This is a genomic window from Paenibacillus sp. QJM3NY_38, assembly GCF_056173265.1.
The window spans coordinates 2,524,537-2,550,756 of the sequence record NZ_CM149665.1; the positions used below are offsets into that span (position 1 = coordinate 2,524,537).

Here is a 26,220-nt window from a genome sequence, read left to right on the forward strand (position 1 = left end):
CTAGTGACTACTTTTGATGAAGTTTATGACGTGTTCTTAAGTCAAATTTCTGACCCAGTTTTTATGGATCAGGATAGTAATGATGAGTTAAAGTATCGATATTTGCTTAATAGTATTCCTAGATTCAGAAAGTGTAAGAGCGATCTATCGAATCGAGATACAAACGGGTTCATGGAAGATTTAACCGATGAAGACCTGCTAATCTTGGGAACTTTGATGGTTGTAGAATATCTAAACCCTCTAATCATCTCCATTGAAAACCTTAAACAGTTCATGTCTACAAAAGATTTTTCTATGACCTCACAAGCTGCTCATTTAAGACAATTACTCGATTTAAGAGAAATTAAGAGGAGCGAAGTCAACAAGTTAATATTAGATTACACCTATAATAATGGTGATTTAAGGAAACTTCGATGAGTTATAAAGATAAGTATCTTAGACGTGACACTTTTTATGGGGATAGTATTAGAAATATTAGAATCCATGAAACAAAGAATAAATTATCTGAACTTATGTACGATTCTCCTAATTATTTCAATGTAACTAAGTACGATTCTAATAAGACTATTGATGTTATCATCACCGATGATAGTGATAACCAAGAAATGAAAGCTTTTGTTGCAAAAATAGACGAGGATCTATTTGTGGGAGATTCATTCTTCTGGAATGGTCAATATTGGATGGTTTCTCATTACGATGAAATTGGAGAAATCTATAAGAGTGGAAAGTTACGACTTGCTGTATCGAGCCTCAAATGGCAAAACCCCAATGGTGAACTTCTTGAATATCCATTTATCTTCAACTCCGATAATCTATCTAACTTTGGAGTCGATGAGGGCAAGGTTATTTCCCTTCTCAATGACAGAAGGAACATTGCTATCCATTCATCCATTGAAAGCAAGGAGATTAAAGTTGGGCAGAGGTTTATATTCGATGATGCTGCCTGGAAGGTTGTCTCCATAAATCGGTTAAATCCTTTGATAGAAATAATCTTAGAGTCGGATATTATTGACACAGTAAAAGACAATATGGATCTTCGAATAGCTGATTATGTAAAGCCAAATTACTCTATCTTAGTGAATCCATCCAGTGTATCAATGAATGTCTCAGACACTCTGATGCTTGATGTTAAGGTGTTAAACAATGGAACAGAGATTGTATCACCAGATTTAACTTATATCTCGTCTGATAATGATGTATGCAGTGTTGACACTAGTGGAGTGATTGAAGCAATAAATGAGGGTACTGCAGTAATTGCTGTTGTCTACAAGAATGTCAGTATAAATATCGATGTAACAGTATCACAAGTTCCAGTTAACAATTACTCAGTCATCATTGCAGGTGATAGCACAGTATACAGAGCAAGAACTAAAGTGTATTCGTGTACATTTTATGATAATGGATCGCCTATTGATATGAGTGGAGCGTTTAGATTGACAGATGTAAATGGCAATCCGACCTCAGCAGCTACAATAACACAGCAATCCAACAATACTTGTACTGTGCGAGGAGACGCATTAGGAACTGTTATTCTTCATGTTTCCGATCCAACTGGAATAATTAAAGCCGAGAAATCATTACAAATCAAATCTGCATTATAAGGAGGGAGGCGATTGTCAAGATTACAAAACTTAGGTGATGATAAAACAACCATCATGTACCGACTCGCTGATTCAGCCGACCTTTGCAAAGCCCTATATTATAATGAACCTAATTTTCTTGAGCAACCGGATATAGAGGACACAGGTGATTTGTTTTATAACAACATCTTCCCCTTTAGTCGTATACCTGCATTGTCTGAAACGGGTAAAACCTACATCACTATGGCGTTCAGGGACTTTAAGAAGGTAAACAATGGCTTCAAGAGTGGAACTGTCTATCTCCATGCGTTCACACATGTCAATTTAATTAGAACTGAGCATGGTTTCCTCAGATATGACTTCATTATCTCCGAAATTGATAAACTAATGAATGAACAAAGAGGACTTGGGATAGGTAAGACGGAATTCTACAAAATGGATGAGTACTATGTTAATGAACAGTATATGGGAATGTATGTGGCCTATAAACTCTGGGAGTTTAACTAAATGAACATCAATGTTAACGATGTTCAACTAAAGACAATAGCCAACATACCATATAATTATTGCGGTATTACTATTCGACCCAAAACGATTAATGAAATCGCAGGATCTTATGATAAATTTAACGAAAATTTGAGTTTGATTTCACTCACGGTTAGAGAACTTCTGCCACAGTTAAGCGAGACAGATCATTATGGGTATTTGTTGAATCAATCTATAGTAGAGGCTATGTTAGTAACTCAGAACCATGAATTTCTCATGTATTATCTCTCAGCATTCGAATACTTCATCGATACCAATATTGAACTTGTTACTGATGGTTCTGCTTTGAAAATCAATGATGCTCTATTTGAATATAGTGAATTAGAGTGTATTTCTGCGATATTAAAGATACAGAATTGTGTAGTTAATAGAGATGATGATGACTTTAATCCATTAAATGAAAGAGCAAGAAAGCTAAGAGAGAGAATACTTGAAAGACAAAAGAAACTAAAGAAGATAAAGGATTCGGATAACAATAACCAATTAACTTTCCAGGATTTGATATCGATTTTAGCTTCAAATGGAAATGGGATTAGCATATTCAATATTTTTTCATTGAATTATTATCAATTTAATGATCAGTTCAATCGAATGAAGATGATTGATGAATATAATGTCAACATACAAGCGCTGCTTCATGGTGCTGATTCCAAAAACATCGAATTAAAACATTGGATTTCTAAGATGAGTTAAATAACTCGTCTTTTTTTAATTTAAATATTATATTTGGAGGAATTTATTTATGCGTTATGGCTCTAGAGAGATTATGGATGTAGTTCTGAAAGATCCGGTTACATTGGAACCTAAGGTTTATCTTGAATCACTGACTACAAGTTCTATGGAAATTGCTGGTGCAACTGTATATGCTCGCGGGGGCAAAGGACATCCCAAACTGATTGGATGGGATTCTGAGAAAGATATTACAATGAACATGGAAGATGCGCTCATTTCCAAGGAATCCCTTGGTGTCCTTACTGGTTCTAAGTTTACTGCTGGTGTAAAGAAAGTACATAAGAAAGAAGTGCTGACCGTAGTCGATGATGCAGGTAATTTGATTGTAACATTGTCCAAACCACCAGCTACTGGAAAACCAGCATTCTTCTTCAAAACTAAAGATGGTACTTCTATTGGTGAAAAGTTGACTCCAACTGTTACTGGAAGTGAGGCTGTATTCGCTGCTCCAAGCGGTGTTGTTGCTGGAGACCTTATTATTGCTGATTATTACTATGATTCCACTGCTACTGCTAAAAGTATGACTATTTCCGCTGACGTTTTCCCAGGTACATATCTCCTTGAAGGTACAACAATGTGGAGAACCGAGCAGGGATATGATGTGGAAGCTCTTTACACAATTCCAAAACTGAAAATCTTGCCTGGCTTTACTATCGGTATGGCTTCTAGTGGAGATCCTCAGCCTTTTACATTTAATGCAGAAGTACTGAAAGATTCCAAGTCTACCGCCATGGTCATTATCGACGTTCTAGAAGAAGATTAAAAATAAATATATAGAGACAGGTATTAATTACTTGTCTCTATATTAATTTTCAATAAGACATTTTATAGAGCAAGCTTTTTTAAAAGTATGCTGTTGAAAATGTCTTAAATAATATAAGGGAGATATTAATATGACAAAAAAATTATCGATTTCAGCAATCAACAAAGCTAATAAGTCACTTGATACTAAGAAAAAGATCACCATTTTGAATGAGTACGAGGTTAATATTAATCAGAATTTCAGAGATTCTGAAATAGACAAAGTGGTCTTTGACTATTTAACACTGTTTGAAGAAGCAAGTAAGAACGGAGACATTGATGAAGACTTTATTCTTGGTACAGGTGCAATTCTACATACATTAATTCTCCGTGAGTTCTCAGATGTCCCTATGATTCCAGCAAACAGAGACTTGAAAGAGATTATTAAAGTAGCCAAGGTTCTTTATGATACTGGAATTATGAGCGAAGTAATCGCCGCATTTAATGAAACAGAAATCAAGAAAGTGTATTCAAAATTAGAAACAAATAGTAAACGAGTCGGTGAGATTCTTGGTGAATATGCGCTATCATCGACTCTATCTGAAGGGGAAAGCCAAGATGACAACAGTCAAGAGTATAAAGGAACTGGAGAAGGTGCTTCAACAAAAGTTCCTCAGTAAAGCGCTCAGGCAGAATGTTGCTCCCACGGTTAAGCGAGTAATGAAAGAAAAAATTGAAGATAGAGTATATGGTGTTTATACTCCAGTTCCTGTCGAGGATGGTGGGTACGAAAGACTACGTGAACATGGTGGTTTACTCGATGAAGAAAATATGGAAGTGAAAATGTTGAATAACACAACACTTTCAGTTGAAAACATTAGGTCAGATGATGGACGAAATGTTGCTGAAATTGTAATCACTGGTGAAGGCTATGATTATGATTTTCCTTATAACGGTATCCCTCGTGACTTTATTGAAGCAACGAGAGAAGAGTTGAGAAACACTAATGAGCACATTGCTTCAATGTATAGAGGATTAAAACTGCAAGGGCTTGATGTGAAAGTGAAGTAGATAATGAATCCTTAGTATAAGTGGTGGTGATAACATCATGTAAAAACTCCTGTGTATTTCACCGCTTTAAATAAATATAAACATAGGAGTGAAAGCGAAACAATGATTAGTTTAGGTATTAGAAGTGACAAAGGGGTATCGACAGCAAATCAAGAAGTGCTGCCAATTATTGACTCAAATTGGAGTAATCCTAGAGGGAAATATTATGAGTTTTCTTTTCTTAACACTCAGCCATGTACTGTAATTGTTAATGGCAAAGATAAGAATGTGCTCGATGTCGATCAAGGTTTTCAAATTGATGAGAATGATATTCAAATTAAATCTGTTGTAATCGTTGAGCCAGGAATCAGCTTTAAGTGGGCTGGAAAGTATGGTGCGTGATAGATATGAATAATGAATTAAGAACAGTTCAAAAAGTACAATTATCCAGCAAACCTTTAGATGTAATCCTTCAGAACACAGTAACTGCTGCAGGGAATGGAACATCATTCGCTCCAACAGATGGTAACTATACACTTACTTTTGAAATTATGGGAACTAGTACAAGTCGAACGACCACATTCGAAATTGCGGGACCAAGCGGTGTCTATGTACCTTGTATAGTTTTCAATGTTTCCGACCCAACCAAATATGGATCACAAACCACAGGAGGAAGTAATAGTTCTCCTGAGAGCTGGCAGGTTGAAGTACCTGCAGGATATTCGTTCCGTGCGAGGATCGGGGCAGTAACAGGCGGCAACGTTACGGTTAAGGGGAAGGCGGTGGGTTAGGTGAGCGTGGATAGAAATGCAAGAGCAATAGCAATTAAAAGCCAAAATGAGGTTAGCGAACTAAAACCACGAGTACCACAGTTTAACGCGGTAGACGGCATAGAACTGGATAATGTGCCCGAAAGCAGCGTGATGGAGAACCTTGCACCGCTTGATCAGAACCACACTAACATCTCGGTCATCTCTATTAAATTCAAGCCTCAGGACAAGGCATTCAATATATTCTCATTTCCTGGACGTAGTATAGGGACTACTCCTCTTGCGTATGCCTTTTGTATCGTTAAAAACGCGAAAACCGCCAAGAGCGAAAAGCATCTCGTTAGATATGTGGGTGTAAGAGAGTATACTTTTGCGTTAAATGAGACGCATAATCTCAATGACGATATTACGGTAGTCTTTGGATACTGTGACGCAGCGCAAAAGGCGTTCGGAGTGTTGGCAGGCGGTATATACTTAGCATCGAGCCAAGCTGATCCTAACCTTTTGGACTCGTCTGTTAGGTTCATCGACAGCGGTAAAAGCATTGATGCCGTAACATCAGGGGGAGGCGCTTCTTGGAGATCCGCTAATTATAAACTCAAAATGTTAGCGCCGAGCGCGTGGGTTATGCGTAAACCTTTAGAGGACGTTAGTGCCGTGTACAAACCTGCAATCCTGCTACCTAATAAACTGTACTTCCCTACAGGAAGGACGATGTGGCTATATGCTGATTCAGTAGTTGAGCGACGACACATGCTAGGACATTCTGTGAAAATGCGCCTTACGGCAACAAACAATGGAAATGTACAATATGCGGATGGTACAAACCGGGGTAAAGTCACCGCAAATGTAGATTACAAACTTACGTTTTCTTTAATGGACTTTTCAAAAGGGGCGGCGGTAATGAGTAAGGATATTGACGTAACCGCCAAGGCAGCAGGAACTGGAAAAGATATCAGTACCCTTATGATCGGAGACAGTTATATCGATACGGCTTGGGGCGAGGGCGTCATGACTTACATGGATCAATTTGCTCAGGCTGACACCAACACAATAACCTGGAAAGGCACGAAGCAGAGCTATGGACATGCATCAGAAGCCAGAGCTGGTTGGTCAGAATCTAAGTTCAGAACGGATGCGACTTCACCGTTCGTTTTCGGTGGTGCTTTTGATTTCGCTCAGTATCTTTCTACAAACTCGCTAACTGGCATAACTAACGTTATCTTCTTTCTCGGTATGAATGGTGGGGACGGAAGCCATATTGTGCAAATGATAGCCAATATAAAAGCGTCCTTACCTACAGTTAAAATATTTGTCTGCATGATACCCCCTGCATCGCCTAACTCCTGGGTGCAGAAGAATACAATAGAGACACAAACAACAAGAGAAAGCCAAAATCAAAGTTATATTTCAAAGTTTGACGGTAAAGAGACAGAAAATATATATCTAGTTCCAGTCCATATGAACTTCCATCCAGTTTATTCATTAAATAATGCAACTGACCAAGTTCTCCAGTTTCCTGAGGCGCAGACAGCAACAGAAGTGGTGACAACAGACCATCACCCTAACGCATCTGGAGCAAAAGGGATAGCCTACATGATATACAACTATTTATTATTCTTTAACTCATAAAAACAAATAGTTCTTGAAATAGATCGCATCAATTATGGTGCGGTCTTTTTTGTGAACTAGTCAAAACAAAATAATGAAATGACTACAGAAGCGATGTTGTGATCGCTTCTTTTTTATTATCTAAAAGGAAGTGATTGTAACGTGTCAGAAAAATTAGCCATTCTCATATCAGCAGAGTTGAATATGGGTTCTAGCGTCAAGTCAATTAATGATCAACTAAAAATTCTAGCTAAACACCCTTCTCTTCAAAAACTTAATATCAAGATTAACGTTGACGAAAGCTTCGTTAAATCGATCAATAAGTTTATCGACTCAGCCAGCAAGCTCAATGTTGCCTTGGCTACACAAAACAAAGTGGTTCAAGAGACAATTACGGAACACCGGAAACTTGATGGAAGCATAGAGAAAACCACGCAACAGATTCTCAAAAATGGCGAAGTAATCAATCGGACTAAAACTGTTCATGATGCGAATAAGAAGTTAATACAATCGGAGTCAAGTGCATATGAAAGCCAGCGTAAGACCATTAAACAACTTGAAAGAGAATTGTCTGATTACACCTTAACTAAACAGAAAGCCAGCAAGAACTCAGCTGGGCAAATAACTGGGTATAACAGATTCTATAAAAATGACGATGGCGACATGCTTAATGTCCGCGTTGACCAAGATGGATATGTTAGAAAGTATGACGAGATCAATGATTTTCTGAAGAGACAAAAAGAAGCTGTTGCTCAAGAACAAGCAATCAATAAACAACGAGAGCAAATTGCAAAAGAGGAATACAATACTCGAAAAGCATTACAGGATAGAACCGAAAAAGAACAAGCTGCCCACTATAAACAATTAGAGGCGCTTGATAAGGCTCACTACCAAGCACTAAAAACTGATAAGGAGCGTAAAGAAGCTCTAGAAAAAACGCATTATCTTGCCCTACAACAAAACGCAAAACGTGAACAACAATATCAAAAGACCCTAGCAGATACTGAAACGAAAATTGCAGATATTAAACGAAGGTACAGTAAAGACTCTAGTGTAAACAATGGACTGGTTGGGATTGAAGGCCAACTTGGTCAACTTAAACAAGCTGGTAGTATTGGTGATTTTAAATCAAGATTTGACCAACTAAATACACAATTAAAACAAGTCGCTGCAAATGCGAAGACTGCAACGAGTCATACTATTGGTTTTGGCGAAGCGATGAAAACAGCCATGTCTAGATTTCCGATCTGGATGGCAGCTGCCACGGCCTTCTACGCGCCGCTCAGAGCAATGCAAAACGGTATCCAATATATTTATGATTTAGATACCGCAATGACCAACTTGCAAAAGGTAACAGATAATACGGCAGAAGAATACCGTCAATTTATTCAGGATGCTCAAAGCATAGGAGATGCAATTGGTGGATTAACCCTAGATGTGGTCAAATCGACAACCGAATGGGCACGACTTGGATATACGATTCAAGAAGCAAAAGCATTGGCTAAGGAAACACTGGTTTATCAAAATGTTGGTGACATTGAATCTGCAGAAAAGGCATCACAGGCTTTAATTGCTACTATCAAAGGTTTCGGTGTTGAGGTAGATGTTCAAGGTAAAAACATAGCAAAAGTCGTTGATATTTATAACGAAGTTGGTAATAAGTTTGCAATCAGCTCCCAGGGTATTGGTGAAGCAATGAGACGTTCTGCGGCAAGTTTAAGTGGTGCCGGGAACACAATCGAGCAATCAGTTGCCATGATTACAGCAGCAAATACGACTATTCAAGATCCAGCAAGAGTAGGTAATGCATTAATTTAGTGCCCTTATACAGTAATGTATATTGAATAACCCAGAATATGCGGGAAGTTCCTTAGAGCCTTAATTACTAAACCATATCAGAAATGATATGGCGGCAAAGAGTAATGTCTTTGGTAAAGTAAAAATATTAAGGATTGGATGATCCGCAGACACAGCCCTTAAACGGGAAGGTCTCAACGACTGCCAATGGGTATCCTTATTACAGGATAGTGGTACAGTCTAAACCCTAAATTAAATATGCCGAAAGGCAGGGTATAATTGTAAAAACAATTTCCATGCGTATTAGAGGTGTTAGCGAGGAAGGTGAGGATCTTTCCGATCTCATCCCTACACTTGAAGCTAAATTTGCTTCTGTTGGCCTAACTCTTAAAAAGAATGACAATACGTTTAAAAGTACATATGAAATTTTTGAAGACTTGGCTTCCGTTTGGGATCGTCTTTCAGATTTCCAACAAGCTGAATTTGTCGAGCTAGTAGCAGGTAAACACCAAGGTAATATTGCTGCATCGATGATTTCCAACTGGAAAGACGCTCAAGATTCATTAGAGGCTGGTTTGAACTCCTTTGGTAGTGCGGCAAGAGAGAATGAGATTTATCTGGAGTCCATGCAAGGTAAAGTCGCACAGTTTAAGAATGCTGTAAACGCTTTTTGGAGCGATAGTATTGAATCTGATTCTCTCAAATCGTTAATTGATTCAGGTACTGCACTAATCGGCGTTCTTTCTAAGGTTACCGATACTTTTGGTCTACTTGGAACAACAGTTGGTGTGGCTGCTTTAGCCTTATTATCATTCAACAAAGGGATTCAAACAAAGACACTTGCCGCTTTTGGTGTGAATTTGGGAGCAGTTTCTCAAGCAACACAAGCCTTTACTGGGTCAGTGGTAGCCGCAAGACTTGCTGTTGTAGCTCTTCAAACTACAGTGACTCTCGGTCTATCTGTGGCAATTACTTTACTGACGGGCTGGATTTCTTCTCTTGTATCTAAACACAAAGAAGAGGAACAAGCTCTTAAAGCAGTTGCGGAACAAAATAAGGTCATAGCCGAATCCTATAATCAAAATAGTGATTCGATTTATTCGCTTATAGGTCAATATAATGAATTGAATGATGCTACAAAAAATGGTTCTGTTTTCTCCGATACTGCTCAAGAGGAAAAATACAGAGATGTAATCGAACAATTGTCTGCACTGATGCCAAATTTGGTTGACAGAATAGACGAAAAGGGAAACAAACATCTAAAGAACAAAGAAGCTATACAATCCGAAATAGAATACACCAAAGAACTAGCAAGGCTACAACGACAACAAACAATTAACACTGGAAGGGAATCTTTTGACGAAACCCTGAAAGGTATAGAGGAAGCTAATGAAAAGCTAAAGAAGTTCGAAGAAGACAAGGCGAAGAGTTTAGACGAGGGGTTAAAATGGTTAGCTATCCCTGGTAAAGAAAGTATGGATAAGGTAATTGAAACAACAGAGAAATACAAAACTGCTGCAGAGATTAATATCCTACAAACTCAAAATAAGATAGCAAACCAAACTCAAGAACTAAAGTCGCAGATTGTTTCAATGACGGAAACACTTCTTTCATTCAGTGATATTAAAGTCAATGATAGTACTAGAGATATTTTTAGGGACATCATCAATGGAATAGATAAGAAGAAACTAAGCAATACAGAAGAATTGGTCAATCTGTATCAGAGTCTTGCACAAGCTACTGAGTTAATTGGTAAGGAAAGTAAAACTAAAGAGGAAACAGTTAGATTAAATGAACTAATCCAAGTATTGGGATTGACTGATGCTCAAGTTGTTTCGTTGAAGAATTCTATGGTTGAATTAAACAACGAGATGTCTGATAGTTCTAAGATTAATTCAACTTTAACAAAGCTAAATGAAATAATAGACAGTGCTTCTGATGCTAAAGAAGAAATTGGATTCCTAAATAAAGCTCAAAAAGAACTCAAGGATACTAATCACCTTTCGATTGAATCCATTTCAAAGATGAATGAAATGTATGGTGATTATATTGATGTTGCTGGAAAGAGCAAAGAAGAGATATATGAATACATTACCGCTAAAAAAGAAGAGAAAATAGCTGTTATAGAAACCGAAAAAGAGAAAGCAAAGGTATTTATACAGACAGCTAGGGCCAGCATTACTGCAATGAAGCTGGCTAATTCAGTGAATCTTATTCCTATGCCCGATTCAATGTTTACTTTAGCTGAAACAGGACTGAATAAACTTGAAGAAAAATTAGGCTTAATTGACGCTGTAACCAAGGACTTAACTTATACCTCTGAAGAAAACAACCGTGAACAAGAAAAGAGCAACGACACATACTCGGAAACCAATGAGATTCTAACAGAAACACAAAAACGACTTCGTGCAATCCAAACAGAACTTGATAAACTTAACAACAAAAGAAGCAAGATCAGAAAGGGTTCTGCAGAGTATCGAAAATCATTAATGGAAGAGATTTCTCTTCTTAAAGAACAGAAGAAACTGTACGAGGACGGAGTTAAGAATCCGGAAAAATTGGTATCTACCAAAGTTACCACCACTTCAAAGAGTGCTGCTTCTACAGGGTATGCAGGAACAGTTACCTCCTCTGCACCATCTAATGTATCTGGTAACTATGCGTCATTAATTAATAAATATGCTTCACAGTATGGTGTAGATCCAAAACTAATCGCTGCGATTATTCAAACAGAAAGCACTTTTAATCCTAATGCAGTCTCATCTGCTGGAGCAAGAGGTTTAATGCAACTCATGCCAGGAACGGCAAAAGGGCTGGGTGTTAAGAATAGTTTCGATCCAGAGCAAAATATTAAAGGTGGAACATCTCATTTTGCCAGACTGGTAAAAAAATATAATGGCGATATCGAACTCGCTTTATATGCTTACAATGCTGGAGAAGGTAATGTTGACAAATGGATCAAGAGTGGACAGATTAGCAACATTCCATACCGGGAAACAAGAGAGTATGCTCCAAAAGTGTTGGCTAATTACAATGCCGTTGGTGGTGCAGTAACTACCTCTTCTGTAACCTCTACTCCTTCAGTTTCTACGGGTGGATCAGCGAAAAACAAAATAACACTTCCTTCACAGAGTGAACTTGATGAAGCTAAGAATAATGCAATCAATACTGTTAGTACTCTGGAAAGCACTATCTATAGTAAGACTATTGATTTCATAAATGATGTAGTACTTGAATCCAACAACAAAATAGAAAAGTTCGAAAGCAGCATCTCAAAATCTGAGAATAAGCAATCCAAGTATTCGGAGACATCAAAAGAATGGCGTAAAGAAGAAATGTCTCAGATTAGCTATCTAACCAAAGAGCAAGATGAGTTACATAACCAAAACGAGAAACTTAGAAAACTTGTTAAAGATAAACAAATCACCTCTGGTGAATTTGATAAGTTGACGGAACAGAACAGTCTTAAGTGGCTTGAGTTAGAGGCTGAGAAAAAAGAAAAAACTTATAATGTCTTTATTAGTTCTATGGATGAAATTTCTCAAAAGAGAAATGAAATTGACTCGAAGATTGCCTTCTCTAATGCAAAACTTTCAAGTCTTACCGAGGGAACTGAAAAATACAACAAGGAATTATTGAGTCAGATTCCTTTATTAAAAGAGCAGCAACAGTTAGCCAGTAAAGAAGCAGATGCCATCCGAGAACAGTTAAAGAAAGATAAATTAACTATTGCTGATAAAGAAAAGCTTACTTTGAGATTGCAGGAACTATCCCAGGAATGGTGGAATTATAACGCTGCAATTAAATCGATAAATGAGACAATCGTAAGACAAAGAGAAGAAGCCGCAGATAAGATAATTGACAATTACAAAAGAATGCTTGAGAAAGAAAAAGAACTTGCTCTTAAAGCATATCAAGAACAGACTGATGCCGAGAATAAGCGCCACGAGCAAAGAGTTAACAACTTAAATAAAGAGTTGAAACTTTTTGAGGATGTTATTGCTGCTCAATTGGAGTCTTTAGATCGTCAATATTCTGAAGATGATTACAATACTGAATTAAATAATAAGTTAAAAGAGCAGCAAAAATTGCAAGATGATATCAATAAATTGGCTCTAGATGATTCAATCGAGGGTAGGGCTAGAAAGAAAGAGCTTGAAGATCAATTATCTGCTAAAGAAGATGAAATATTTAAGTTTAGACAAGATCGAGAAAGAGAACTTCGGAAGCAAAACCTAAACGACCAATTGGATGCCAAGCGTGACCAGCTAGAACAAGAAAAGAAAGCTGAAGATAATAGTCACGAACATAATATTGATAACATTGAAAATGAGAAGAAAGCCAAAGAACAATATTACAATGATATCTTGGAAAACGAGAAATACTTCTATGAAATGAAGCAAAATCTTATGAGTGAAGATGCTTCTATCGTTGAAAGTCAACTTAATCAAATCAAAGGTCGCTATTCCGAATTCTTTGATTTCCTCAAACAACAAGCATTTGAAACCAGTCAAGCTTTCGAAAATCTAAACTATGGTTTTACCAATGATTTTGATAATGTTCAAAAGTACCCTCCATCTGTTGGTGACACTCAAAAACAGGCTGCCTGGAGTGACTATCTGAATAATAAGAAACGTGCTGAGGATTTGACGCGAGAAGTAATTCAACTCCAGCGGAACAAACAACCTGATACTAATGCGATCAAAGCCAAACAAGACGAAATCAAATCATTGAGTTCTAAAAATGAAGCATATCGCCAACAGTATGGTTTCCAAGATGGTAGATACGATCAACTTAAAGACATTGTAATGTCTGCGGAAACGGGTGGAATGACTCCTGCCTGGGGTAAAAGCGGTAAGTTTCTTCTTGCTCATGAAAAAGAGTTAATCCTCAACAAATCGGATACAGCTAATCTAATTACTGCAGTAGATATTGCTCGTAGCATGGCTAATAAATTGAAGAGTGTGGCTGCTAATTTGCTCATGCCTAAATCACAGACACCTGCGATGGCTGGAGTTACAGAAATTTATATGCCTATCCATATCGAAAAGCTTAATGGTGATGAGGCTGGAGCAAACAGTTTCTTTACTACAATTAAAACAAAATTAAACAATCTTGGAGGAGAGCGACAATAAGCTCTCTTCTTTTTCTTGTGAGGTGAATTTATGAAATGACAATTGCTGAAAGCCTCTATTTTGTGTATGACGGGATTCGTAGCGATGAAATGGGACTTATTAATGTTAATATGCAATCGGGAATGCAGGAAGAAATGTTTATGCCTGAACAGAGCATCAAGGAAGTCTCTATCCGTGGCTTAGAAAACCCCTATTTTATTGAGGTTGAACGAAGACCATTTACACTTAACCTTACTTTTGCCTTTACGGATACATTTGATGACGATAAGATACAGACTGTCGAAAATTGGCTAGGAAATCAATCATTCTATAAGCCACTTTACTTCTCAGACAACCTTGAAAAGTGGTATTACGTAATCTATACAGGTGAGACGAAACTCCTTCATAACTGTTTGAAGCGAGGGTATGTGCAGATTCAAATGCGAAGTATTGGTCCCAATACATACTCGCCTATCTATGAAACTGACTGGTATGATTGCTCAAATAACACATCGAGCGGAACAGAGGTCATTATTGAAAACAAAAGGAACTTGACATGCAAACCAGTCATATATGTTACCAAAGTTGGCAATGGAGAAATTTCAATACGCAATGACTCTAATCGCGGTAATACATTTAGACTCATCAACCTCTTTCACAACGAAACCATAGTCATTGATTCAGACAAAGAAGACATTGAATCAGATATCCCATTAACCTATCACTTTGACGATGTATTTGGAGAATATCTCTCTCTAACCTCCGGCACAAATTTTCTGAGGGTATTTGGAAACTGCCAATTGAAGTTTAAATATCAATATATAAATAATGGTTAGGAGAATGATAATTGATAGAAACGGAATTTAGAAAAGCTATTCAAAAACCTAAATATTATCTCTGTAAACCTGACTTAAAACGAACAACTATCGCTAGGTTGTATGAGGTGGATAATGACAAGAGGAAGTTGAGTAGAGGAAATAATAGTGAACTTAGTTTTTCTCTTGGTCTGTATACGACTGATTTCAATCAGCGCAAACGGAATAAGCATGTTGATATAGTAAAGGAAAAATATCTTGTTCGATTCGAACAGGGCATTGAAAAAGAATATTATATTATTGATAGTATTAAAAAATCTATGTCGGACAATGACACTATAGATATTAACTGTTTTGGTCTAGGTTATGAGCTAAGGGATAAACTTATTAAAGATTATAGTGTGGTATCCTACACTTTAACTCAAATCGTACACGACTTACTTAAAAATACGATTTGGAATGTGGGGTATGTAGATCCTCAGTTTGAGTTAAAATATCGCTCTTTTGACTTTAACGGAACTGTATTGGGTGGAGTTAATGAAGCAGCAACTTCTTTTCATGCTTTAATTGTATGGGACACTATTAATCGTACCATTAGCTTTTATGATCCAGAACAATATGGTGTGAACAAAGGATTCAAAACGAAATACGGAAAACTAATGAAGAACGTTTCACAAGAGTTGAATACGGATGAGTTCTGTACACGTCTTAAACTATTTGGTAAAGACGGAATGTCAATTCAAGATGTAAATCCATTAGGATCAAACTTTATTCAAGACTTCTCTTATTTTATGTATCCATTTCAGCAAGACCAAAATGGTAATGTCATCAGTCATAGTGACTATATGTCTGATGAACTTTGTAAGGCATTAATTCGATACGGCAAATTAACAGAACAGCATCAGACAACTTATAAAAACCTACTCAATCAAAAGACATCACTACAGGAACAATTAGCAGTTAAGGTAACTGATTTAAATCGTCTTAAAAATGAGTTAGACATTATTGAAGATAATTTAGCTACTGCAAATGCTACAGGCCAGCCAACACAGGATTTAATTAATCAGAAGAATGCAAAGTTGTCAGCCATTAATTCTAAACAACAAGAAGTCGATTCAGTAAATTCACAAATTAAAACAGTTGATAATCAGATTGTGAATCTTGGTAATATCCTGAAAATAGAGAACAATCTCACTGCTAATGAACTAAAAGAACTGAATCAGTTTATCATAGAAAAAGAAGCAACTGAAAGCAATATAACTGATCCGCAAGAGCTTTTAGATTATGGCAAGAAAGAGTTTGAAAAGATACGCCAACCTAAAATTGTAGTACAGATTGGTTTGGTGAATTTCTATGACATTTTAACTGAACAACATAATGTGGGTAAATTAAATGTTGGTGATATTGTAACGGCTGAACACGATGAATTAGGAATACATGTAAAGGCACATGTCTCAGATATTAGTTTTGATTATAAGGCTTCAACAATTGACGTAACAGTTACTAACGCTGAAGATCTTCTTACTGATGAAGAGCGCTTTATAAAGCAATTGTATAAGGTCATAGGCTCATCTAACACCGTTGATATGAGTAAATATAAATGGAATGACGCTAAAGCTACTGTTGATGATGTAACTACTATTATCAACAACACCTGGAATGCTGTAAAACGTGATATTATTGCAGGAGTCAATGAGGATGTAGAGATTTCAAGACGTGGAATCATTATAAGAGATCCCAATAGCCCGAACAAAATATTAATTCTGCAACATGGTCAACTTGCTCTTTCTTCTGATGGAGGCAACACATGGAAAACAGCTGTAACGGCAGATGGTGTAGTTGCAGAAAGAATAATTGGAAAACTGCTGCTAGGCAATAAACTCTTGATTTCTGATGATTTAGGAACCTTTACCATTGAGGGGAATCTTCTAACTATAAGAGATAAAAATAAAAAGGTTCGTGTTGAATTAGGAGAATACAAACCAAATATTTACGGACTAGCAATGTACGGCGACAATGGAAAAACAATAATTGATCAGAATGGCATTCTCTCAACTGATACTGTACAGGAAGCTGATAATGTTGATTCTTCTCACCCATTGAAATTAAAGTTCTATATCGACGATGATGTAATTCGTATAGACAAAGTTAAGCTTAGTTTTTCATTGGAGAGATTCAGGGCATATAGCAAAGGTGCCGCTTACGGTGGGGGAACCAGTACTACCTCATCAAGTGGTGGGGGAGTTTCTACTAGTACGGCAAGCGGAGGAGGTAGAATGGTGACTTCTTTAAACGGAGGTTATCATAGCGATACAACTGGAAATGAGTATTGGAATAGTGGTAGTTCTCACAACCACGGAATTAGAGAAGAAACCCGTTTAGCTACATACCCTGTTTCGGGAGCAGGTTACGTTACATGGGTTCCATCTGGACAGCATTACCATTCATTTAGTGTTCCTAGCCATACTCACAATTTCGAAATTCCTCATCATGAGCATCAATTCACTGTTCCTCATCATAGCCATTGGGTTGATATCCCATCACATACACACGATATAGATTATGGCATATACGAGAGCACATATGCCACAGGAGTACAAGTTATCATTGATGGAATTATGAGAGATGGTACTCGATATGGCTCTGATAGAAATATTGATATTACTCAATGGATTACAACTTCAGGCTGGCATACTATTGAACTCACATCTTCTCAATTAGGACGTATAAATGCATCTGTATATATTAAATCTTTTGTTGGGGCATAAAAACAGCCGAGGTGTGCAACCTCGGCTTTGAATCATTCAATTTTCCATACTCCAAAAGGTTTGTCACTAACTTCATTATCCACTGTTATAGAGTAACTAATATCTGTTAGAGAGTAGTCAGTGCTAATATTGTCAGTGTAAACGTACCCTTTTACCGATTCTCCAGGCATTACTCCTCCTTGTTTATCAAGGTTATACCCATAGCTACTATTAATTTTTGTATTAAGGGAGGAATCGTTTGTTGTAAATGAGAAACCTGCAATGGACGATGTTAATAGTTTATTTGAATTATTGACCAATGTGAAGTTAACTCTAAACCCATCCTCCATATACTCAATCTTCTCAATTGTCATCGTTATTCCATCTTTAGTGATTGACTCACCAAGTTTAACTGTCTGAACAGTTTCCTTGATTTCCTCATGTCCAGGATTACTAGGAACTTCTTGAATAGGTTGGCTTGATGGATCATTCCCAAGAGATTGGGAGGGGTTAGTAATGTTAATAGTATCTGTTTTTTTATCATAACTAACACTTAACCCTAGTGCTCTACCAATCTCACCGACAGGCAAGTAATTTAGATTGTTGTGATTGATCGGTTGAGCATTTAACTTGACCTTTTCACCATTTACGGCAACGCTAACTGAACTGTTAATCTTTGCAGCGATTGACTTTGCAGTAGCTGCAAGAACTGGAGTGGAACTAGCAATGGCAACTCCTAACACAACACCAGACAATAAATACATTGATTTTTTCATTAAGATTATCCTCCTTTATATAGAAAGCATGGTGTATAAAAATGGACTTAGAAACAAAATTGATGGAATGGGTCAGGAAGAATATGTCCTATTTACTTTTGAATAAGCCAACTATTCATTTCTCTTTCCCATCTGACTTACAAAACGATCTTTTTAAAATCGGTGTTTTAGAACTATTCGCACAAGAAGTTAGTTCAACGCACAAGTATTATTTTATAGGACTTGAACTAGCCGAAGAAAAGTACGAATTCATGGGTACAATAGCATTCCCTAAGGACAGTAAAGATGTGAATGAATATTTATATTCAACTTACGAATTAGTAATGCGAAATCTAAGTATTGTGTAAAAAGATACTTACTATGTATATCGGTTATTATACCTGATTTTGGTTAGACTTCTCCACCATTTTCCATAAGCTGATATATTAGTTCTCTGTAATTAAAAACATATGTTCTGTGGGAATATGTTCCTATTTGTCGTATAATAGAGATAGATCCTAGTGTAATAGAAGTTAGAGTGGATTAATTCGAAACATTGGAGAATAGTAGATGTCTGATTATCATAGATTCCCTAAAATTGTATATCACGCCACACTTCTAAAACACTTAAAAGCTATTCAAAATAGATTTAGATTTTGGCAAAGGATTTTACACGACAACAAGTTTTAATCAAGCTAATGACAGAGCTCTTTTACTACAAGAAAGGGAGCGAAGTTCAAATGGCGCTTTAAGTCGAGAGAACAGAGGGATAATAATTTCATTTGAATTGGACAATACTTTACTGTATACTGTTGGTCAAGAGCAGCGTAAAGTTTTCCAGTTCCAGGATAATGATTGGGCAGAATATATTGTCTACAATCGAATTCAACGAACTCAGGATTCTGAGCAGCAATACAAATGGACATATGGTTCTTTAGCTGATGGAAAGTTTATCGGAATCTTATGTAAACAGTTCTCTAAAGGTGAAATAACCGTTGACCAACTCATTAACGGCTATGAAAGAGATGGAGTCTTTTTTAAAGGAATTACTCCATACTCAGCGGATTACGATCAACTGTCGTTCCATGTGGATGAAGATTTTGTTAACACTGCACTTACGTATAAAGAATACATAATTATAGATCAACCCATTAGAAAAAGAGGTGGTAAATATGGCTTTTAAATTGGATATGGCAGATCACTGGCTAATAGGTGAAATTGTTAAAGAGATGGATGTTAAATTTGGTTTAAGCGAAATCGAAGCGAATCGATTAATTAAGAAATCAAATTTCATGAAACTCTTACAGACTATGCCTGAACAAGTGCATCACGAATCTCCAAGCTCATGGGCTATTTCCATCTCAAAGCAAACAAGAATGAAGGCAGTTGTACTGTAAGGGAATAAGTGACGAGTAGTTGTAGGCTTAATTGCCAACTTAATATTTGTGAGAAAAAGTCCCACACCTGGGGCTTTTCTTAATTTTCTAGATGATACTGGAGAGGAGTGAACGCTGATGACTACATTAACAAAAGAAAGTACAGGGTATATTTTCTAATAAAAAAATTAACCGTTTTAAAGCAACACAAGTTGCAGAAATTGCACTGAAAAATGTTGATTTTTCGAATTCAACTCTGGCTCACAAAGGTATCAATTGGTACGCAAAGGATCTTTTGAAAAAAATTAAGTACTAAAAACTATATAGAATTAGAATAAGTCACTCTCTTATGGGAGTGGCTTTTTATTATGCCAACATTAAGGAGGTACTAAATGTCATCATTTGATTATAAAAGAAGCACAATAACTCTCTACCGTAGCGGAAAAAGTGACGATCCATACATAGACATAACTGAAACTAAGAAAGTCATTAACAATGTTATACAACTTAATGAAATCCCAGTTTCATTAAATAAAGTAAGAATAAATGGTATGTACGAAGCACCCAACACATATACTGGCGACTTAACAGCGAACGAGTATCGAGTCAATTATACTGAAGGGCTTGTCCACTTCCACCCTTCCGCTGAAGGACTAACTTTGACGTTGGTTTACAAAGGTAGAGGAAATCATTACATTAGTTCAGCAAGAGTTTGGACTAAAGAACAAGATGGTCAAGTCACTGAAACCCTAGAAGATATCATTACTGCTGGTACTGATGCTATCAAAAGCATTGAAGAACTTACGGAATTGATGGAACAAACCGAGGATGTAATTGTCAGTGCCAATACAGCCGCGTCTAACGCTCAGACAAAAGCGAACCTAGCAGATACTAAAGCGACATATGCTTCAACTCAAGGAGATTATGCAAAAGCTCAAGGTGATGCTGCCAAAACTGCAACTACAAATGCAAACACAGCTACAACCAACGCAAACACAGCAACTACGAACGCAAATACTGCAAGAGATAATGCCAATACTAAAGCTACATTAGCCGACACCAAGGCCACATTTGCCCAAACACAGGGAGACTATGCAAAAAGTGTTGGTGACTCATTAATGCATAAAGGTGATTACTCATCAACAACAGCTTATGTAATAAGAAACATCGTCTACTTCAATGGTTCTACTTATATGTGTGTTGCAAATTCTACGGGTAATGTTCCAACCAATACAACCTATTGGAAGAAAATCACTAACATGCAATGGCAAGGAACCTACTCCTCTGCTGTTCGATATGATTTTGGAGATGTTGTCACCGACTCTGTTAAGCAGACCATTTATATGTGTATTGCCGACAATACACTCAATAAACCACTAACTACAACTGCAAATTGGTCTACTATGGTGAGTGTTGCTGATGCCATTTCTTCTGCAAACACAGCCACATCTAACGCAAATTCAGCAAGAGATAATGCCAACACTGCCTCAACTTCTGCTAATGAAGCAGCCACTAATGCAAACACAAAAGCAACGAATGCACAAACCCAAGCGGAGTATGCAAAAACACAAGGTGACTATGCTAAATCGCAAGGTGAAATGGCTACCGACCGAGCGCTCAACCTTGTTAATAAAGGGACATACAATGCAACTACGGCTTATAAGCCCTTGAATATTGTAGTTTACAATGGTGCGGTATATCAAAATATTAAAGAGTCCACTGGAATTGTCCCAACCAATACAACTTATTGGATGTTGATGTTGCAAACAACAGCATCTGTCACTTGGGATTCTGTAGCTGGTAAACCAAATGTTGAGACAGTCGAAGGTTCACAGCAAAAGGCCAATGCAGCGGAAGCGAATGCCAAAGCATATACGGACGGCAAGCTGGACGCGGTGCCGATCACTACCGCCCTGAAGCCTGGTACTACTGTCATTACCGCGGATCAGGCGGCGATGCCTACGTTTAAACTTTGGGGGAATACGCTGGTTAATCTCCTCGGAACTGACGGAAACTTTGAAACAGACAGCAATAATGATGGTGTAGCTGATGGGTGGACCAAAGCCGGAACAGTAACAGTCACACAGGACTCCACAATAACAAGATATGGAACCAAAAGCACAAAAATGGTGATAGGGCCTAACGGAAGACAAGGAAGCAAGACCGTTAACCTTGACCCGAATAAAAAGTACGTGGCTATTGCAGACGCATATATCTCTTCCCTCACTACTGGTCCCGTAGCGCTTGCTGTTGTGGACTCTGCTGAAGGGTACACAAACCTACAGAATAGAGCTTATAATCCAAGCATTCTCAATCAATGGCAAACCCAATACATCAAAATAACGGGCAGAAGTTCGGTAGCGATTTGTCTTGGGAGATACTCATCAAGCACGGACCACACTGTCAATTTCGACGGGGTGGGACTCTACGAAATCTCAAGCGAATTAGACGCACGAATTGGCGTAGACATTACCGAAGCCAATATCCGCGACCACCTGCCGCATGTGGACGGTAAACAACATGTACAAGGCGTGGGGATCACGAAGCAGGGGGAGAACTTGCTGCCGCCAGAACCTTACGACTATAACGAAGGCAGCGGATCAACAGGGAAGTCGAATGCATGGGTTGCTGGAAAGCTAGCTATTTATAACGGCTCCTTAAATGTAAATGGTCGAGGTGTCTGGGTTGACGTAGTTGCAGGACAGAAATACACATTAAATCTAAAGGGCGTTCGGACCAGTGATAATAGAACACCTAGAGTGTTAATCGGCCACTCATCGACTAGTGCTGAATTATTGGATTTGACTATATCAGCGACTAGCGCCACAGCATCATTTACGCCTACACAGAACCGCATCCTTATTAAGTTCCTTATTATGGGAGCCTCATCGACTTCTGACCCGGCCTACGTATACGACATGATGCTGGTTGCTGGTGACGTTGTACCAAATTCATATGTCCCAGCCGACCCTCAGCGCCTAATCATTCCGGTTACGCTCGCATCTGTTGGCACTGTCCGGGATGAGGTGGCGGTAAAGGGCAACGAGGCGCAACTTATAAAGAGAGTTGAGCGGGATTTTTTAATCGACGGTAATGTTTCGGCACCTTCATTCGCTGCCGGAACAGGATTTAAGGCTATCACCATGACATTGAATAATAAAGCCTTATACGGGCAAACAATCAATGCGATTAGGTATGATAATTTCATATTCAGGAGCAGAGAATCAGCGGCAAGCGCTGGAAATGTGTACACCATTAGCACAGGCACCACCCTTGTAATAACAGAAGAAAACGCGGTTACAGGGTGGGTAGATGCAGTTAACCCTAACGTCAGTGCAATACGGGCTTTACTTAACGGCTGGAAGGCAACAGCTAACGATGGTACTAAGTACACTGGATGGGTATCGCTACTGACGGGAGCAGCACCATCCACGAATACAGAGGCGTATGTGGCTGCGAACAAGGCTCCAGGATGGACGGCCTACGCTTCTGTAGATTATGTGCTGGCAACACCCGAAGTAAAGATGGTTCAAGTAGATGGCGGCATTACACTTCATCCCGGCGGCAATCAAATCAGTGTAGCAACGGGAATTATCCAACGCGAAAAGGTAACGCCGACTTTAACCGGGGAAGGTTACTACATTAATGCCGGAAGCTCAATCCTTAAAAACCGTACGGATGTTATCCTGAATGTCTACAAAGGTGCTAATGCTGACCCGGTGTGGAAATTTGGCAAAAGAAACAGCACAGACCCAAATAGTGTGCCGAGAGGGTCAGCCTACGCAATTGCTAATACAGCAGACGTTGACCCTAACGCTGATTACTACGTCACGTATATGGCACTGGACAAATACGCTTGGACGGCGAATGTTACACAGATAGAAGCGCAGTATGCACGCGGCCTAAGCGGACTTGCTTCCGAGATGGCCAAGGCAGCTGCGGACGGTTACGAAACGGACAGCAAGCAGGATTTCGCGTTGATGTATATCCAAGCATTAGCAGAAAATCTACGCGTTGACGTTGGTGTGTTGTCTGGATTACTTACATCTAATAAATCAAGCCTGGTTAGTGCGATCAATGAAACTTTTACGCTTGGAGTTGAGCAGAAAAACAATGTGGTTGCCGCTCTCAATTCCATAGGGGTTACGGCATCCACAAGTGAAACATGGGCTCAGCTCATTCCGAAGATAGCGGCCATTATCCGGGCGACAGGTGACGCAAATCCAGCAGATGTGTTAAGCGGAAAGAAGTTCAGTAATCTGACCGGGAATGAGCGTACAGGCACTATGGCGAACCGTGGGGCAGTTGTGATAACTCCAGGTAAGACAGATCAAGTTATTCAGGCAGGATATCACAATGGATCAGGTAAGGTCGCAGGTGTTCCTGTACCTGCGGATAAGGTGCTTAACGATACAACGATTGCTGGTACAACGGGCGCGATGCCGAATCTCACGGGTGTACGGACAGCGACAGGGGTAGCAAAGTTGGATGACGGTGCGCTAGCCGTATATCCGGAAAAGGGTTACCAAAAAGGGGGCCCAGGTGACGGTGAGATTAAAGTAACAACAGTCCAATTGCAGACTGCTGAGGGAAATCTTCATCCTGGAAACCTACCTAAAGACACAGCCATCTTTGGTGTCCAAGGAATTCTGGAAAGAATGACGACAGCCGAGAAACAAAGCATTGCAATCAATATTACAAATAAAGGCGTGCAGGCCGATGTGAATGATCCGCCAGCCGTTTTGGCTTCAAAGATAAGTCAGATACCCACAAGTAAGAGATATGCAACTGGAACAGTTCCGTCTGGTGAGGCTCGATTAGATTTTATTCGAGGAGATGGTGCTATTACCTCTGCTCATTACGTGGAAGTTATTTTTGCAATAGGGTTTATTCCTTCTACAATAATTGTTTTCCCTCCAGGGTCAGCTTCTGTAAAAATGACTTCATTTACCTCCCTATACACCTACAATGGTTATCCAGTTTATTTTTCCTCGCATAATTTAAATACCACAAGATTAGATGGTAGTGTTTCTTATGTAAATAACAGTGGTTTTAGACTGGCTGTTGGTGCCCCGTCAACTGAATATACTTGGATCGCCTATTCCTAATAGAAAGGAGCTTCATGAACATTAGAAATAAATTTCGGAAAATATCCCCATATCTATTTTTATCACTAATTTTAATCTTACTTTGTATTGGTAATCCCAATTTTATTCATGCATATGGGTATAATAAAGATATAAAGAATCAAGATTTCATTAATAGAATAGAAGAGACAAAAAAACGTACTATTAAAATTTATATTTCTAAAGGTTACATTACATGGTTAGCTGGGTCAGGATGGATATCTAATAATGGATATTTTATTACGAGCAAGCATGTGCTTGACGCAGGAGATAGAGTTCACGCTGTCCAGTTAAACGACATTTATTCATCTAAAATCTACAATATTGAGGTAGTTTATCTCGACTCTTCTACTGACATTGCTGTTTTAAAACCATCAATACTCGACAGCGATAAGATTAGAGAGATGAAGAAAATAGGGTACTTTAAACTTGCTGAAATGGAGCCAAGTGTAGGCGAGTTTGTCTTGTCAACAGGGTATCCTTCGAAGTTTAAGGGGCTACTGTCATACACGGAAGGCAAAGTTATTGAACACAATTTTTATGTAAACTGGGATAATGGTACTAACTGGTTTAATACATCTATGTTAATTGAAAGCCTTCCAGGTAATAGCGGTGGTCCAATCGTTAATACCAAAGGAGAAATCGTTGGGATGATGAGAGGGTACTCTTTGGATGATAGCACAGTGGGTTTTGGAGTTCGATTAGATGATTTAAAAGAACATCTTGAACCCTTTATAATGTAAATATAATAAAAGAGGCATTTCATCAACTTTTTACGCTCAAAAAAGCCTTATTTTATAAGGGTTTTTGAAATCATCAAATTATAAAAAATATAGAATTTTTGTTAGAGGGCTCTTCATTTGAGGAGTCCTTTTTATTTTGACTATTGGAGGCAATTCAGTGTATGAATCTACACTTTTCAAATTTTTTGTTTACACCTTAGGAGGCTCGGCAATAACATTTCTTTTTGGAGGTTGGAATCAATCTTTGACAGCTCTTGCCATCTTTGTGGTTGTGGATTATGTAACAGGCATTGCTGCTGCTTATTATGAGGGCAGAAAGAACCCTGGCGATAACACTAAGGGATTGAATTCAAATAAGGGATTCTGGGGAATTTTCAAAAAATTCTTAATGTTTATAGTTATTGCCTTACTCTTTCAAGTCGATAAACTCCTTGGTCTCAATGGGCATCTAAGCTTGATGGTTGGTGGGGTGTGGTTTTATTTGGGGAACGAACTTATCAGTGTCGCAGAGAATCTGGCAAGATTGGATGTCCCATTGCCCTCTCAAATCAAAACTGCAATTACAGCAATGAAAAGTAAGGGTGAAGATAAATCTAATCAAAAATAAAAGGATGATATTTTCTTAAAAGCCCCTACTAGAAGCAATTGCGAAAGTATCATCCCACAAAGATTATAGCATGCATGATGAGTGATGGATATAGCTATTTAGTCTCCCCT

21 protein-coding genes are annotated in these 26,220 nt (G+C 38.2%); 20 read left to right on the forward strand and 1 reads right to left on the reverse strand.

From position 1 onward, the window contains the following. Window positions 1-3: 3 nt before the first annotated feature. The 14 genes from AC0VZ8_RS11205 to AC0VZ8_RS11270 all read left to right on the forward strand — a co-directional run bounded on the left by AC0VZ8_RS11205 (window position 4) and on the right by AC0VZ8_RS11270 (window position 17,524). Window positions 4-417: a hypothetical protein gene (locus AC0VZ8_RS11205; RefSeq protein WP_475484912.1), complete on the forward strand. Its 414-nt coding sequence runs from the start codon at window positions 4-6 to the stop codon at window positions 415-417. Next, the gene (locus tag AC0VZ8_RS11210) at window positions 414-1,601 is read left to right on the forward strand and encodes an Ig-like domain-containing protein (RefSeq protein ID WP_475484911.1); all 1,188 of its coding nucleotides are present in this window, start codon (window positions 414-416) and stop codon (window positions 1,599-1,601) included. Before AC0VZ8_RS11205 ends, AC0VZ8_RS11210 begins: the two co-directional genes overlap by 4 nt. Window positions 1,602-1,613: 12 nt before the next feature. Then, window positions 1,614-2,087: a hypothetical protein gene (locus AC0VZ8_RS11215; RefSeq protein ID WP_475486854.1), complete on the forward strand. Its 474-nt coding sequence runs from the start codon at window positions 1,614-1,616 to the stop codon at window positions 2,085-2,087. Then, entirely contained in the window at window positions 2,088-2,819 is a 732-nt protein-coding gene (locus AC0VZ8_RS11220) for a hypothetical protein (RefSeq protein ID WP_475486855.1), read from the forward strand. 49 nt (window positions 2,820-2,868) lie between these two features. After that, entirely contained in the window at window positions 2,869-3,621 is a 753-nt protein-coding gene (locus tag AC0VZ8_RS11225) for a hypothetical protein (RefSeq protein ID WP_475486856.1), read from the forward strand. Window positions 3,622-3,751: 130 nt separating this feature from the next. Beyond that, window positions 3,752-4,279 (forward strand): hypothetical protein, encoded by a 528-nt coding sequence (locus AC0VZ8_RS11230; protein WP_475486857.1) that lies wholly within the window; start codon window positions 3,752-3,754, stop codon window positions 4,277-4,279. Continuing rightward, window positions 4,218-4,670 (forward strand): hypothetical protein, encoded by a 453-nt coding sequence (locus AC0VZ8_RS11235; RefSeq protein ID WP_475486858.1) that lies wholly within the window; start codon window positions 4,218-4,220, stop codon window positions 4,668-4,670. Before AC0VZ8_RS11230 ends, AC0VZ8_RS11235 begins: the two co-directional genes overlap by 62 nt. Window positions 4,671-4,772: 102 nt before the next feature. Further along, a complete protein-coding gene (locus AC0VZ8_RS11240) occupies window positions 4,773-5,051 on the forward strand; it encodes a hypothetical protein (protein WP_475486859.1) in 279 nt (92 codons plus the stop codon). Between the two features lie 5 nt (window positions 5,052-5,056). Then, window positions 5,057-5,440 (forward strand): hypothetical protein, encoded by a 384-nt coding sequence (locus tag AC0VZ8_RS11245; protein ID WP_475486860.1) that lies wholly within the window; start codon window positions 5,057-5,059, stop codon window positions 5,438-5,440. Continuing rightward, window positions 5,441-7,051: a hypothetical protein gene (locus AC0VZ8_RS11250; protein ID WP_475486861.1), complete on the forward strand. Its 1,611-nt coding sequence runs from the start codon at window positions 5,441-5,443 to the stop codon at window positions 7,049-7,051. It abuts the gene before it with no gap. 141 nt (window positions 7,052-7,192) lie between these two features. Further along, the gene (locus AC0VZ8_RS11255) at window positions 7,193-8,848 is read left to right on the forward strand and encodes a phage tail tape measure protein (RefSeq protein ID WP_475486862.1); all 1,656 of its coding nucleotides are present in this window, start codon (window positions 7,193-7,195) and stop codon (window positions 8,846-8,848) included. A 275-nt stretch (window positions 8,849-9,123) separates the two neighbouring features. Then, window positions 9,124-13,962 (forward strand): transglycosylase SLT domain-containing protein, encoded by a 4,839-nt coding sequence (locus tag AC0VZ8_RS11260; protein WP_475486863.1) that lies wholly within the window; start codon window positions 9,124-9,126, stop codon window positions 13,960-13,962. A gap of 35 nt (window positions 13,963-13,997) precedes the next feature. After that, window positions 13,998-14,777 (forward strand): hypothetical protein, encoded by a 780-nt coding sequence (locus AC0VZ8_RS11265; RefSeq protein WP_475486864.1) that lies wholly within the window; start codon window positions 13,998-14,000, stop codon window positions 14,775-14,777. An 11-nt stretch (window positions 14,778-14,788) separates the two neighbouring features. Then, window positions 14,789-17,524, forward strand: a complete 2,736-nt coding sequence (locus tag AC0VZ8_RS11270) for a phage tail protein (RefSeq protein WP_475486865.1) — start codon at window positions 14,789-14,791, stop codon at window positions 17,522-17,524. Window positions 17,525-17,556: 32 nt separating this feature from the next. Here the strand turns inward: AC0VZ8_RS11270 and AC0VZ8_RS11275 are convergent, their stop codons facing one another. Beyond that, the gene (locus AC0VZ8_RS11275; RefSeq protein WP_475486866.1) at window positions 17,557-18,279 is read right to left on the reverse strand and encodes a stalk domain-containing protein; all 723 of its coding nucleotides are present in this window, start codon (window positions 18,277-18,279) and stop codon (window positions 17,557-17,559) included. Between the two features lie 41 nt (window positions 18,280-18,320). On the opposite strand from AC0VZ8_RS11275, the gene AC0VZ8_RS11280 reads away from it, so the two are divergent. From AC0VZ8_RS11280 to AC0VZ8_RS11305, 6 genes are all read left to right on the forward strand, one after another. Then, entirely contained in the window at window positions 18,321-18,626 is a 306-nt protein-coding gene (locus AC0VZ8_RS11280) for a hypothetical protein (protein WP_475486867.1), read from the forward strand. A 275-nt stretch (window positions 18,627-18,901) separates the two neighbouring features. Then, window positions 18,902-19,441, forward strand: coding sequence for a DUF3990 domain-containing protein (locus AC0VZ8_RS11285; RefSeq protein WP_475487676.1), 540 nt, complete (start codon window positions 18,902-18,904; stop codon window positions 19,439-19,441). Beyond that, window positions 19,431-19,655: a hypothetical protein gene (locus AC0VZ8_RS11290; protein WP_475486868.1), complete on the forward strand. Its 225-nt coding sequence runs from the start codon at window positions 19,431-19,433 to the stop codon at window positions 19,653-19,655. Before AC0VZ8_RS11285 ends, AC0VZ8_RS11290 begins: the two co-directional genes overlap by 11 nt. A 371-nt stretch (window positions 19,656-20,026) precedes the next feature. After that, the gene (locus AC0VZ8_RS11295) at window positions 20,027-24,742 is read left to right on the forward strand and encodes a hypothetical protein (protein WP_475486869.1); all 4,716 of its coding nucleotides are present in this window, start codon (window positions 20,027-20,029) and stop codon (window positions 24,740-24,742) included. A gap of 14 nt (window positions 24,743-24,756) precedes the next feature. Then, complete coding sequence (locus tag AC0VZ8_RS11300; protein WP_475484894.1) at window positions 24,757-25,503, forward strand: S1 family peptidase; 747 nt, start codon at window positions 24,757-24,759, stop codon at window positions 25,501-25,503. Between the two features lie 157 nt (window positions 25,504-25,660). After that, window positions 25,661-26,110, forward strand: coding sequence for a phage holin family protein (locus AC0VZ8_RS11305; protein ID WP_475486870.1), 450 nt, complete (start codon window positions 25,661-25,663; stop codon window positions 26,108-26,110). The last annotated feature ends 110 nt before the right edge of the window (window positions 26,111-26,220 follow it).